The organism is Nostoc paludosum FACHB-159 (assembly GCF_014698835.1).
Classification (GTDB): Bacteria; Cyanobacteriota; Cyanobacteriia; order Cyanobacteriales; family Nostocaceae; genus Nostoc; species Nostoc paludosum.
In genome coordinates this window covers 104,867-116,218 of the sequence record NZ_JACJTU010000027.1, presented here as the reverse complement: position 1 = coordinate 116,218, position 11,352 = coordinate 104,867, and the positions used below count along the sequence as shown (strand labels likewise).

The 11,352-nt window shown below is 41.8% G+C and carries 15 protein-coding genes; 6 read left to right on the top strand and 9 right to left on the bottom strand.

The genetic code is table 11. The features are described from left to right. Nucleotides 1-30: 30 nt before the first annotated feature. Nucleotides 31-555 (bottom strand): DUF4188 domain-containing protein, encoded by a 525-nt coding sequence (locus tag H6H03_RS25000; RefSeq protein WP_190957749.1) that lies wholly within the window; start codon nucleotides 553-555, stop codon nucleotides 31-33. A 97-nt stretch (nucleotides 556-652) separates the two neighbouring features. Between H6H03_RS25000 and H6H03_RS24995 the strand changes: the two genes are divergently transcribed. The 3 genes from H6H03_RS24995 to H6H03_RS24985 all read left to right on the top strand — a co-directional run bounded on the left by H6H03_RS24995 (nucleotide 653) and on the right by H6H03_RS24985 (nucleotide 2,366). Then, nucleotides 653-1,195: a PadR family transcriptional regulator gene (locus tag H6H03_RS24995; protein ID WP_190957748.1), complete on the top strand. Its 543-nt coding sequence runs from the start codon at nucleotides 653-655 to the stop codon at nucleotides 1,193-1,195. A gap of 89 nt (nucleotides 1,196-1,284) precedes the next feature. Continuing rightward, nucleotides 1,285-1,788: a DNA recombination-mediator protein A gene (locus H6H03_RS24990; RefSeq protein ID WP_073641923.1), complete on the top strand. Its 504-nt coding sequence runs from the start codon at nucleotides 1,285-1,287 to the stop codon at nucleotides 1,786-1,788. Nucleotides 1,789-1,970: 182 nt separating this feature from the next. Continuing rightward, on the top strand, nucleotides 1,971-2,366 hold the full coding sequence (locus tag H6H03_RS24985; protein WP_190957747.1) for an MAPEG family protein: 396 nt from the start codon (nucleotides 1,971-1,973) through the stop codon (nucleotides 2,364-2,366). Here the strand turns inward: H6H03_RS24985 and H6H03_RS24980 are convergent. Then, a complete protein-coding gene (locus H6H03_RS24980; protein ID WP_190957746.1) occupies nucleotides 2,347-2,502 on the bottom strand; it encodes a hypothetical protein in 156 nt (51 codons plus the stop codon). The two genes, H6H03_RS24985 and H6H03_RS24980, sit on opposite strands and share 20 nt — an antisense overlap. Before the next feature lie 54 nt (nucleotides 2,503-2,556). Here H6H03_RS24980 and H6H03_RS24975 point away from each other — a divergent pair, with 54 nt between their 5' ends. Then, nucleotides 2,557-3,048 carry a YajQ family cyclic di-GMP-binding protein gene (locus H6H03_RS24975; RefSeq protein ID WP_190957745.1) on the top strand — a complete coding sequence of 164 codons (492 nt, stop codon included), beginning with the start codon at nucleotides 2,557-2,559 and terminating at the stop codon, nucleotides 3,046-3,048. A 168-nt stretch (nucleotides 3,049-3,216) separates the two neighbouring features. Here H6H03_RS24975 and H6H03_RS24970 read toward each other — a convergent pair whose 3' ends face one another. Both H6H03_RS24970 and H6H03_RS24965 read right to left on the bottom strand, forming a co-directional pair. After that, the gene (locus tag H6H03_RS24970) at nucleotides 3,217-3,774 is read right to left on the bottom strand and encodes a glutathione S-transferase family protein (protein WP_190957744.1); all 558 of its coding nucleotides are present in this window, start codon (nucleotides 3,772-3,774) and stop codon (nucleotides 3,217-3,219) included. 6 nt (nucleotides 3,775-3,780) lie between these two features. Next, nucleotides 3,781-4,245 carry a hypothetical protein gene (locus H6H03_RS24965; protein WP_190957743.1) on the bottom strand — a complete coding sequence of 155 codons (465 nt, stop codon included), beginning with the start codon at nucleotides 4,243-4,245 and terminating at the stop codon, nucleotides 3,781-3,783. A 572-nt stretch (nucleotides 4,246-4,817) separates the two neighbouring features. Between H6H03_RS24965 and H6H03_RS24960 the strand changes: the two genes are divergently transcribed. After that, on the top strand, nucleotides 4,818-5,540 hold the full coding sequence (locus tag H6H03_RS24960; RefSeq protein ID WP_190957742.1) for a tetratricopeptide repeat protein: 723 nt from the start codon (nucleotides 4,818-4,820) through the stop codon (nucleotides 5,538-5,540). Nucleotides 5,541-5,707: 167 nt separating this feature from the next. Here the strand turns inward: H6H03_RS24960 and H6H03_RS24955 are convergent, their stop codons facing one another. Together H6H03_RS24955 and psaM are read right to left on the bottom strand one after the other, a co-directional pair. Next, nucleotides 5,708-6,115 carry a slr1601 family putative cell division protein gene (locus H6H03_RS24955; RefSeq protein WP_190957741.1) on the bottom strand — a complete coding sequence of 136 codons (408 nt, stop codon included), beginning with the start codon at nucleotides 6,113-6,115 and terminating at the stop codon, nucleotides 5,708-5,710. Between the two features lie 378 nt (nucleotides 6,116-6,493). After that, nucleotides 6,494-6,625, bottom strand: coding sequence for a photosystem I reaction center subunit XII (psaM, locus tag H6H03_RS24950; protein WP_096538979.1), 132 nt, complete (start codon nucleotides 6,623-6,625; stop codon nucleotides 6,494-6,496). Between the two features lie 157 nt (nucleotides 6,626-6,782). Between psaM and H6H03_RS24945 the strand changes: the two genes are divergently transcribed. Further along, nucleotides 6,783-8,144 (top strand): FGGY-family carbohydrate kinase, encoded by a 1,362-nt coding sequence (locus H6H03_RS24945; RefSeq protein ID WP_190957740.1) that lies wholly within the window; start codon nucleotides 6,783-6,785, stop codon nucleotides 8,142-8,144. A gap of 429 nt (nucleotides 8,145-8,573) precedes the next feature. Here the strand turns inward: H6H03_RS24945 and H6H03_RS24940 are convergent, their stop codons facing one another. The 3 genes from H6H03_RS24940 to H6H03_RS24930 are packed head-to-tail and all read right to left on the bottom strand — an operon-like array spanning nucleotide 8,574 to nucleotide 11,266. After that, on the bottom strand, nucleotides 8,574-9,545 hold the full coding sequence (locus H6H03_RS24940) for an N-acetylglucosamine kinase (RefSeq protein ID WP_190957739.1): 972 nt from the start codon (nucleotides 9,543-9,545) through the stop codon (nucleotides 8,574-8,576). A 14-nt stretch (nucleotides 9,546-9,559) separates the two neighbouring features. Then, complete coding sequence (locus tag H6H03_RS24935; RefSeq protein ID WP_190957738.1) at nucleotides 9,560-10,825, bottom strand: MFS transporter; 1,266 nt, start codon at nucleotides 10,823-10,825, stop codon at nucleotides 9,560-9,562. Nucleotides 10,826-10,876: 51 nt separating this feature from the next. Further along, nucleotides 10,877-11,266 carry a GxxExxY protein gene (locus H6H03_RS24930; RefSeq protein ID WP_190957737.1) on the bottom strand — a complete coding sequence of 130 codons (390 nt, stop codon included), beginning with the start codon at nucleotides 11,264-11,266 and terminating at the stop codon, nucleotides 10,877-10,879. Between the last annotated feature and the right edge of the window lie 86 nt (nucleotides 11,267-11,352).

The window sequence follows — 11,352 nt, the reverse complement described above, 5'->3', positions numbered from 1 at the left end:
CCCTCTCTCCCCACACTCTCCACACTCCCCTCATCCCCCCATCTCCCCATCTCCCGCTGGCGAAGGCACAGCAGGTTCGCTGTCACCTCCCAAGCGACGGCGTGCTGTTTCTCTTCGTCCTTTAGCTGGGACGTGCTTAGTTGCAGCAGCTAATCCAAATACAGGCATATTTCCGTAAATTGCTTCATATTTTCCCGGTTCGATTAGATAAGTTTCGTGCCAAATGCCAACACTGCCATCAGCACCAATGGATCGATTAAATCTTTGCCAAGCTTCTAGATGTTCATCTGCGGGATTTCTGGCAAAACGCTCCAAATCCTCAAACGAGCGCCAATACTGAATCAGTCCTACTCCCCGTGAGTAAACAAAACCTTCTCCCCCTAAAAACCCTTTTTCGGGATTCAACCGAAGGCTGCGTAGCATCGGTGACATTGCCCTAGCTGTGGGAATCCATTTAGAAAAAGCAAAGAATTTATTAATTCTCATCCCAATCAGAAACACAACGAAAGGTTCATCAATCTCGGCGGTAAATCTTCCTGGCATTACTTGAGGCATGAGTTACATCCCTTATTTTTTTGGAGTATTATGCAACTAATTGCATATTTGTATTTTATGCAATTAGTTGCATATGTCAAGTAGTGAATTAAAAATCATGGCATTAGCCCACGCGATATTAGCTGCTCTTGTTGAGGCCCCTTGTAGTGGGTATGATTTAGCAAAGCGATTTGATGGCTCTGTAGGCTTTTTTTGGTCAGCCAGCCACCAGCAGATTTATCGGGAGTTGTCGAAGTTGGAAGACCAAAAGTGGATTAGTTCCGAGACGATTCAGCAAGCAGGACGCCCAGATAAAAAGCTTTACAGTGTCACAGGCTTGGGAGAACAGCAGTTAAAAGAGTGGATTGCTCAACCTTGTGAACCCACACCGATAAAAGACGATTTACTTGTAAAAATTTTTGCTGGTCATGTTGCTCCTAAGGAGACGATTTTGGCAGAACTAGAGCAACATCAAAAAGCCCACTTAGAAAAATTATCTATATATGAGGATTTGGAACAGCATTACTTTCAGAATCCCCAAGAACTGCCAGAACCGCAGCAATTCCAGTATTTGACTCTCCTGAATGGAATTACTTATGAAAGACATTGGCTGGCTTGGTGCGATCGCGTAATTCAGTCACTCAACCAAACAAAAAAGTGAAAAATTGTAGTTGTCTAACTCAGGTTTGCCTCGCACCTACACGCTCTTTGGTAGAATAGCTGGGTCGTTTAATCTGATTATGTCTATCTTTGAGTCAATCAACAGACCTTATTAACGTCGATACATTAGCGCAAGAACTGGCGACAATCCAGCAAACGGGTTCTAAAAGAATTGCCTTGCTGGGTTCTCGTCATGTGCCGATTACACATCAGAATCTTATTGAAATGATGACATATGCCCTAGTTTTATCGGGTAATCGGATCATCACTTCTGGCGCCATAGGTACAAATTCTGCTGCCATCCGAGGAGCAACGCGGGCCGATCCAAACTTGTTAACCGTGATTCTACCCCAAAGCTTGGAACGCCAGCCCTTAGAATCCCGCCAGCAACTAGAACAGGTAATGCATCTGGTGGAAAATCCCAGTAATGATAATCTGTCTCTTGCCGAAGCTAGTTACTTGTGCAACAAAGAAATTGTCTCTCGTTGCCAGCAACTAATTTGCTTTGCGTTTCACGACAGCCGCACTTTGCTGCAAACTTGTCAAGATGCAGAAGAACAAAGAAAAGTGGTCACACTCTTCTACTTTGATTAGTCATTTGTCAAAAGTCCTCTCTTACAAAGTTCCGATGCCTGCGGCAAGCCGCCCTTCGGGCGTCTACGCCGGAAATCGGCGCTCAGACTTTGCGTTTTGTCCTAGTTCGTGGTAATCAAACTAAAGCACGTCTATGTATTTGACCAATGACCAATGACTAATGACTACTGACTAATAACTAAATGATAATTTTTTTGTACTCCATCGCTGCTGCTGCCGTTCTAATTTACGTGCCATTTTTAGTAGTAGCTTATGCCCGTGTGCGTGTTGGGTACGATATCTCTGCCCCTCGCGCTATGTTTGATAAATTGCCGCCATACGCTCAAAGAGCCACCTGGGCACATCAGAACTCCTTTGAAGCGTTTATGGTATTTGCAGCAGCCGCATTCATGGCATACGTCACTGGTGTAAATTCTTCTACAGCAGCGACGGCTGCGATCGCGTTTGTGGCTGCGCGTTTTCTTTACTCAATTTTTTATATTTTGAATATACCTATTTTGCGATCGCTGATGTTTGGCATCGGCTCCCTTGGTTCTGCTATTCTGATCTTCCTGAGCATCATCCAAGCAAATAGTTAATTGGCCAAACAGGGCATGGGGCATCGAGCATCGGGCATGGGTGAGATGAGGAGGATAAGGCGGATGAGGGAGACAAGGGGACAAAAGACAAGGAGAATAACTTCTCACTGTTTATTCCCAATGCCCAATGCCCCATGCCCCATACCCAATTCGCAATCTAAAATCCAAAATCTAAAATCCAAAATACTTTATGGCTTCTACTTTTTCCTTTGACATTGTGAGCGACTTTGACCAACAAGAATTGGTTAACGCTGTCGATCAAGTTGTGCGAGAAATCAAAAGCCGTTATGACCTCAAAGATACTCAAACTACTGTTGAGTTAGCCGATCAAAGCATTAATGTTAATACTGACAGCGAGTTTACCTTAGATTCTGTACACAACATCCTGCGGGAAAAAGCTGCTAAGCGTAATCTTTCCCAAAAAATCTTTGATTTTGGCAAAATTGAATCAGCAAGCGGTAACCGCGTGCGTCAAGAAATTAAACTTAAAAAAGGCATCAATCAAGATATTGCCAAACAAATTTCCAAATTGATTCGTGACGAATTCAAAAAGGTACAAGCCTCAATTCAAGGTGAGGCTGTGCGGGTTTCTGCCAAATCTAAAGATGACTTACAAGTTGTAATTCAACGACTAAAACAAGAAGACTATCCTGTGGCTTTGCAATTTACAAATTATCGGTAAAGTGGATGGGGCATGGGGCAGGAGGCAGGAGGCAGGAGGCAGAGGGGCAGAGGGGCAGGGAGCAAGGGGCAGAAGTTCTTGAATTTTGAATATTTCGACTGCGCTCAGTACAAGTTTTGAATTGATTTGTCTCCCTCATCTCCCCCAATCCCCGATCCCTAGTCCCTTTTACGTTCTTGCACCGATAGTTTTTTGAAATGCCGGACGCTCAGCCAATTGGTTCATGTAATTCAATACAGCTGGGTAGGGACTGAAATCTAATTTCAGAATTAAGGGAATGTAATTCAAAACAGACCCGACTGCAACATCCGCAACAGTGAATTCATTACCTAGTAAAAAAGTTTGTTTACTGAAAATTTCATTCAACGTACTCAACAAACGAGGTATTTGGCGATCGCGATTTGCTTCTACCAAAATTGCTGTACTGAGGGTGGAATTGGCAAATAACACCCATTGGTTAATCACAGCACGCTCTTCTAGTGAAACTGGCGCTTTTCCATACTTATCCATGAGATAGAGCAAAATTGCCCCAGATTCCCAAAGCTGAAAATCTCCCTCAACAATTGCTGGAACCTTTCCAAATGGATTAATTTTCAAATACTCAGGCTGGAGATGTTCCCCTGCCTGCATATCAAGCTTGACAAATTCATAGGGAACTTCTAGTTCCTCTAAATACCAATGAACAATTGATGCTCGACTACGAGCACCACCGTAAAGTTTTAGCATAATTACCTAAAGAACTTTGTGAGTGTGAGAATGCTGCTTAACATTATCTTCTTTGGTAACAACTCTACTAGCATTTAGCACCCGCTTGCGGTCAACGGAATACTTGAACTCAGTGTAGGTTGTACCTAAAGGAATTAGGGATTTTGCAGATTCACGACGCTTGTAAGTCCGAGCTGCTGCAAACAACCGTGGGATAAATTCTTCACCGAACTGAGCCTGGTGGGGGAAGCCATCTGGTACGAGTTGTGAATCGCCATCCAGCACAGATCCCAAAGTTGTTGCACAAGCCAGCTTGTAGGAGGTAGGAATGCCTTTTAACAGTGCCTCCAAAGCCGCAGAGGGAATTGGTTCTATGACTTCGATTTGATGAACTTCTCCATCTTCTTTGACGAAGCAGGTTGCCAAACCGATGACAATGTAATCGTCGGCTGCTAAATCGGGAGCATTGGGATAAGAAATTGCAGTTGTCATCAGAAAATTTCTCAAAATTTAAGGATTGGGGACTGGGGACTGGGGATTGGGGACTGAGGGGTTATTCTCCTTGTCCTTTTGTCTTCGTCATCCCCCTCTGTAATCAAGGAATGAAAGGCTTGTTGGCATTCTACCAACTTGTCGCTGTTACTACTTGAGTTGTACATTGCGACGGGTATAAGAATAGCATTCTAAATGTTTCAAAAGCCTAGAAATACAGGATTTTTAATTTTTTACTGGTCGTGCGTTACTTGGGAACTAACAACAATTTTTTCAATACTCAATCCCAATCCCCATTCCCCAGTACCCAATCCCCAGTCCCTTTTGCCTTAGCGCGAAATTTCTCTTGGCTATTTCTGGAATTAACCTTGGGGGTGAAGTATCCATGATTAGGTTTGAGGAGCAATTGTCTATTTAAGGCGTAAATTTCCACTTGTGTGAGTAGTTTAAGTTCCCTCTTGAGATGGCTTTCAGGTAATATTCAATACTCTAAAAATATACATAGTGGTAAAGCCAATAACAAATAAAACTAGAACTTTATTCCATATAGCAGGCATTTTAGGCGTAAAAAGATGAATATTGACTCATTTTTAGCTTCTGGTGACCATCAAGGTAACCAATATAAAAAACTTATCATCAATAAAATAAATAACCATCAAGACCAGAGAACAAGCGATCGCACTGAATTAGCAGACAGTCACTTGCGCTCTTATGCTTTGCAGTTGGCTCAAGAAGGAAATTATACTGAGGCGATCGCACTTTTAAACCAACTAATTTTCCGCCATCCCTACAATGCGATTGATTACAACAACCGGGGGCTGATTTATTTCCAAAGTGGTGAAATGCAAAAAGCGTTTTGTGACTATAATGCCGCCCTCGAACTCAATCCCTATTTAGCCAGCGCTTATAACAATCGAGCAAATTACTATGCTGCTTGTGGAGAATTAGCACTAGCACTTGCTGACTATGATGAAGCAATTAATTTGAATCCTAGTCATGTCCGGGCGTGGATTAACAGAGGGATTACCTTGCGTGACTTGGGTCAATACGAAGAGGCTATTGAAAATTTTGAGGTAGCACTGCTTTTCGGTCAACTCGAAGGTCATATTTGGGCTGAACGTGGCAGAACTTACCATCTTTGGGGTGACTGGAATTGTGCGATCGCTGATTATCGTCGTGCCCTTACTCAACTACCTCCTGTAAACAACAGTAAGGATGTTACTGGTTATCGCTTGCGTTTACAGCTAGAAAATTGGCTTAACGATCTTCTATCTCCTGGGCGTCCTAATTGGTAGATGAACCATTCTGGTAAACTGAAAATTCCAAAAATCAAGAATTCATTTTGAATTTAAGATTGGAATATAGGGACGCTGTTATTTATTAGCAATAATATAAATTTTCACCCAGTTTCTAGCTAGCCAAAATCACAAGAAACAGAATAATCCCAAATTCGATATTTATCTTAGGGTAATAAATCTGTTTGTTGAATGATACCATCTTTATTCATCAGCACCACTCGACGCTGGCGGGGATCGAATCTGTACCCTTGTTGTTGCATAATACTTTTAGCTTGCTGGGGATCGAAGTTACGGCTAAATTCTGCCTGTAAATTGTTGACATGTGCTTCTATCAGCTTGACTTCAGTGCTGATTTCTCGCAACTTTTCTTGCTGTGACCAGTGATAAGGCAAAAGTTGTGTCAAGGCAGATGCGGCAGCAGCTGTAATGAAAAGATTAACAGCTATCTTGGCAGTACTTTCCAATGCCATGACTTGGTAAGAACGTTGACGAAGATGCCGCTTTGGTCGAGGAATGACCCGGCGTTTTTGTATCGGTTGTGAGGGTGGTCTGGAGGGTTGAATCGCGTTCATGATCCTAAAAAATAACCTCTTTAAATGAAGTGAAGCACTATTAAGAGTGCTGTTAGCTTTCTTTTCTACGAGACGCGTCGCGAACGGGGCGTTTACCTGTGTTGAGTGTTCAGGAAGAAATAATGAGTAAGAAGTAGTACTTATGAATCTTCTCACTCAGGTCTTTTAACCTTACTCACCACTTGTGAATGCTTGATTTAGCTGTCATCTTACTTCATTTTTGGAAAATAGCTACAAGTGCTGTACAAGTTAAAAAATAACCTGGCTTACGTAAGTGCATAGTTCCATAAATACTCAAGGCGTAAAGCCTTAAGCGTTTGGAAATTGCACCCCCGTAATGCCAGGATTATTAGCTTTTTAACTGTGTCACATCGTACCTTATTTGTAAAGTTCTGTGGCTAAACGCCAAGCTAGAACTCCTGGAATCAGCGCCACAACTAGAGCGATGTACACTTGGGTATCTGAGATAGAAGACACTTGAGCGAGGTACAGAGTATCTAAGATAGGCATAGCTGAAAATCTCCTAACTTGAATAGATTTTGAACTGTTCGTTTACTACTTTTCCTTGTTTTGCCAGGTTCGTGGAAGATCTTGTTACAAGATGCAACAAAAGCAATTATTGGTCAGTAGTCGTTAGTTATTATCCTTTAAAAAAATTTATAAATCTATGGATTTGTATTTGGGTATCGACTTCGGGACATCTGGCGCACGTGGTGTGGTGATTGATAACAAAGCTAGCATCCAGGCTGAGGTGCGATATCCTTTTGAGGATTCACCAGTGGCTGTGATGCCAAATTCTTGGCGGGAGGCCTTGTTTGCGCTGGTGGAACAGATACCTCAGGAATTGCGGCGAGAAATTAAAGCGATCGCTATTAATGGTACTTCTTCCACTGTCTTGCTGGTGGATGCTGCTGGCAACCCAATAGATGCACCGCTATTGTACAACGACCCACGGGGATCATCTGTGCTAAATGATTTAAAGAGTGTAGCGCCCCCCAATCATACTGTATTAAGCGCCACCTCTAGCCTAAGCAAGCTGATTTGGATGAAGCAGTTACCTTCTTTTAATCAAGCTAGATATTTCCTACATCAAGCAGATTGGCTGGGGTTTTTGCTGCATGGGTATTTAGGCATTAGCGATTACCATAACGCCCTAAAACTGGGTTATGACGTGGAAGAGTTGAAATACCCCGAATGGATGGAAAAGTTGCAAATACCGATTCAACTACCCAGAGTTTTGCCACCTGGTACTCCCGTGGCAGAATTGCGTTCTGAAGTTGCAGATAACTTTGGTTTTCGGCGTGATTGTTTAGTATGTACTGGTACAACCGACAGTATTGCGGCTTTTCTTGCCAGTGGGGCAAAATTGCCTGGTGAAGCCGTGACTTCCTTAGGTTCGACGCTGGTACTAAAACTTTTGAGTCGTACCCGTGTAGAAGATGCGCGGTACGGAATTTATAGCCATCGCTTGGGTAAATTGTGGTTGACTGGGGGTGCTTCTAATACTGGGGGTGCAGTGCTACAGAAATTTTTCACCAACGCTGAATTAGTAAGCCTTAGCCGTGAAATTGATGCATCAAAAGCCAGCGAACTAGATTATTATCCATTGTTGAAAGCAGGCGATCGCTTTCCCATTAACGATCCCAATCTACCCCCAAGATTGGAACCACGCCCAGATAACCCAGTGGAATTTCTACATGGATTGTTAGAAAGTATTGCCCGTATAGAAACAAAAGGGTATGAATTATTACAACAAATGGGTGCAGACAAATTGACTCGTGTTTATACTGCTGGTGGCGGCGCGGCAAATGATACTTGGACTGCTATTCGTCAGCAGTATTTAAAAGTACCTGTCATAGCCTCAAAATATACAGAAGCTGCTTACGGCACAGCATTGTTGGCGATGGGAAAGGTGTGTAGGGACACAGGGATGAGGGAGTGTGACGAGTGTGGCGAATGTGAGGAGTGTGGGAGATGGGGTGATGGGGGGCAGGGGAGACAAGGGAGACAAGGGGGACAAGGAGAATGAATAATTCTTAACTCCTCAGTCAGCAGTGAACAGTCAATACTCTCAATTCCCTATACCCCACGACAGATATCTTTTAAATCAGTATCTATCCGGGTGACAATCAACATATCTCGGCCGATACTGGGATTATTAGATACCGGACTATAGGATTCCAGGTTTCATGATCTGGGCAGCTATTCGGGGATGGGTGCTTTGCCACAAGCGAATGTCATCTATCCCCTTTACTATTGGATATTACTGTTAAAAAATAGCCAGTGTAAGGTGATTTATATCACCTATATTTTGAGCATAGCTGACTCGATCGCAGAGTCCTTAGCGTTGAGACATAGTAATTCTCTATACTACTATCTATGCCCTCTGCATCTCTGTGGTAGCCTGCGGCAAGCCGCTGCGCGTCTACGTAAAAAATTTATTCAAACCATCGCTTTCTCATTCTTCTTCCCTCACTAAACTCTGCAATGCCAACAAAGCAGCACCATAAGCAGGTTCAAACCTTGGATAAATAACTTGAATAAAAGGAAACTTGTTAATTATCGATGCTGAAAACCTCTCATGTATTTTCGATCTACTTAGCCATACACTTCCCGTTGTGACTACTTCATAAATCGAGTCTGGAATAAAAATTGCATCAATTACTGTAGATGTAGCTTTTACTAATTCTTTAACAGCATCATCAATTATATTATTCGCTACTTCATCACCTGAAGCTGCTGCTAAATCGACAATTGGTGCTAAAGCAGCTATCTGTTTAACTCCCCATTGTCGTCGATATATTACTTCTATTAAATCTTCTATATTTTCCAAATCAAAATGCTCTTTAAAAGCATCCAGTAAACTAGTTGCTACCTCGCGCCCGTCATAGGATTTTAATGCAGCATTCATCCCAGCAACAGCAATTTTATAAGCACTACCTTCATCTCCTAAAATATAGCCCCATCCGCCGACTTGCTTAGTACTTCCCTGATAATTTCGCCCAAAAACTATAGAACCAGTACCTACTGCAACCACAATTCCCACATCATGACCAATTCCACCAACTAAAGCAATCAAAGCGTCGTTGCAAATTACAATATTCGCTGGTTGTAATGACCAAGTAATAGGTAAAATTTTGCTATTTTGCAACTCTTGTACTAAACTTTTTACTACTTCAATATCTGATGCACGTCCCACTCCTGCCAAACCCAGACATATTGCTTCAATAGTAATAGTATTTATAATTTTTCTTGCTTCATTAGCCGCAGTATGAATTGCAGATTCAATTGCTTTAAAAGTGGCTTCAATACCTATACTTTGATAGTTAGATCCCGCAGCTTCACCGCGTCCTAGAATTTGACCAGAATCATCCATCAACACACATACTGTCTTACTACCGCCGCCATCTATTCCCAAGACATAAGTCATAATATCTGAAGTAGTTAATTATTCGCAAGTTTTGATTCTTCTTTTAAAGGTATAAAAAATAGAGCAATCATCCCAGGAATTGTGAGCAAACAGACCAAGATAAAAAATAGTGGATAGCCAAGTGATTTTTGGAGATAGCCGCTAATTAATCCGGGTAACATCATTCCTAAAGCCATGATGCCAGTAGATATGGCAAAATGAGAGGTTTTGTATTCACCTTGGCAAATGTACATTAAGTAAACACTAAATGCTGTAAAACCAAAGCCATATCCGAATTGCTCTAAGGAAACCAAAGGATATACTAACGCTAATGAAGGTTTTGTGTAAGCCATATAAACATAAAATATGTCGGGCAAGTTTAATGCTAAAGCCATAGGTAAAAGACATTTTTTCAACCCATATTTTGAAATGAGCAAGCCTCCTAATATCCCTCCAAGAATCAGGGATATTACACCAAATGTTCCGTAGGCTAATCCGACATCTGATGTTGATAAACCCAAGCCTCCTACTTCTGGTTTATCCAACAAAAATAAAGAGGCCATCTTGACAAGCATTGCTTCGCCAAGTCTGTAGAGTAAAATAAAGGCTATAATATTGATAATTTTATGTTGATTAAAATAGGAACTAATAATTGTCCAAAAATCTATTTTTTTTGTAGCTTCTAGCTGTCGTTGACTATCCGATTCAGGTGCGGGTAAAACTAAGCGATGAAAAATAAACAGTATTGCTAAAATTAAAGCTGAGAAGCTAATAGCTAGAGTCCAACCTAGAGGAATGTTGTTAAGAGATACTTCAAGCTGGCCTGCTATAACTACTAATATTCCAGAGCCGAAAATAACAGCGAGTCTATAAAAAAGTGAGCGAATGCCTACGAAGAAAGCTTGTTGTTCGGGAGATAAAGCTAGCAAATAAAAACCATCTGTAGCAATATCATAAGTTGCAGAAATAAAAGCTGCTATTGTTAATGCTGCCAGGGAGATGAAGAAGAAATTGGGTAGTTGTAAACAAAAGGCTACCAAACCTAAACAAACGAACATGGCTAATTGGGTGTAAATTATCCATTTGCGTTTGGTAGAGTAGATATCGACAATTGGGCCCCAAAACATTTTGATGACCCAAGGGAGATAGAGAAAGCTTGTCCATAGGGTAATTTGAGCATTATCTATTCCGAGTTTTTTGTAAAAGATTACGGAAACTGTGTTGATGATTACGTAAGGGATGCCGGAGGTGAAATATAGGGTGGGGATGAATGTCCAGGGGGAGGTTGGTTGAGGTTTCATGGGTTTATTTAACGAACCACAAAGGGCGCAAAGGGCGCAAAGAAGAGAAGATTAAGAAGAAAGGATGATGCGTTTGATGCCGTCTTTGAGAAGGGAAACGTTAAAGTTGATAAGGAGAGCTAGGGGGTAATGAGTCATTTTAAGGTATGAGATGACTTGGGCTTCATGAATCGGGGTTAAGTTTTGGACAGCTTTCAATTCAACAATTAGAGAGTCTCCAACCAAAAAATCTAATTTGCCCTCACCCACTGGACGACCTTTGTAGCGTACTTTTACCGGATGCTCAAAATTATGGGGTATTCCGCGAATTAAAAATTCTTCTTTGAGTGCCTTGTGATAAACCTCCTCTAAAAACCCTGCCCCTAATACCTGATGTACCTCAATTGCTGCCCCAATCACCCTATAAGCTAGATTTTCTACCTGAGAACTTGGTTGTCTCATCTTACCTTCCTCCTCTTCCTTTGCGTTCTTTGCGTCCTTTGCGGTTCGTTTCCATCAAATCCTCTCTCCAACCCTATGGCAAAATT

Bases quoted from the DNA above. Each gene is read 5' to 3' on its own strand.
- H6H03_RS24945 (WP_190957740.1), top strand. From the start codon at position 6,783: ATGGATTTGTATTTGGGTATCGACTTCGGGACATCTGGCGCACGTGGT.
- H6H03_RS24965 (WP_190957743.1), bottom strand. From the start codon at position 4,245: ATGACAACTGCAATTTCTTATCCCAATGCTCCCGATTTAGCAGCCGAC.
- psaM (WP_096538979.1), bottom strand. From the start codon at position 6,625: ATGCCTATCTTAGATACTCTGTACCTCGCTCAAGTGTCTTCTATCTCA.
- H6H03_RS24985 (WP_190957747.1), top strand. From the start codon at position 1,971: ATGATAATTTTTTTGTACTCCATCGCTGCTGCTGCCGTTCTAATTTAC.
- H6H03_RS24940 (WP_190957739.1), bottom strand. From the start codon at position 9,545: ATGACTTATGTCTTGGGAATAGATGGCGGCGGTAGTAAGACAGTATGT.
- H6H03_RS24955 (WP_190957741.1), bottom strand. From the start codon at position 6,115: ATGAACGCGATTCAACCCTCCAGACCACCCTCACAACCGATACAAAAA.
- H6H03_RS24970 (WP_190957744.1), bottom strand. From the start codon at position 3,774: ATGCTAAAACTTTACGGTGGTGCTCGTAGTCGAGCATCAATTGTTCAT.
- H6H03_RS24995 (WP_190957748.1), top strand. From the start codon at position 653: ATGGCATTAGCCCACGCGATATTAGCTGCTCTTGTTGAGGCCCCTTGT.
- H6H03_RS24930 (WP_190957737.1), bottom strand. From the start codon at position 11,266: ATGAGACAACCAAGTTCTCAGGTAGAAAATCTAGCTTATAGGGTGATT.
- H6H03_RS24980 (WP_190957746.1), bottom strand. From the start codon at position 2,502: ATGGGGCATTGGGCATTGGGAATAAACAGTGAGAAGTTATTCTCCTTG.
- H6H03_RS24960 (WP_190957742.1), top strand. From the start codon at position 4,818: ATGAATATTGACTCATTTTTAGCTTCTGGTGACCATCAAGGTAACCAA.
- H6H03_RS25000 (WP_190957749.1), bottom strand. From the start codon at position 555: ATGCCTCAAGTAATGCCAGGAAGATTTACCGCCGAGATTGATGAACCT.
- H6H03_RS24935 (WP_190957738.1), bottom strand. From the start codon at position 10,825: ATGAAACCTCAACCAACCTCCCCCTGGACATTCATCCCCACCCTATAT.
- H6H03_RS24975 (WP_190957745.1), top strand. From the start codon at position 2,557: ATGGCTTCTACTTTTTCCTTTGACATTGTGAGCGACTTTGACCAACAA.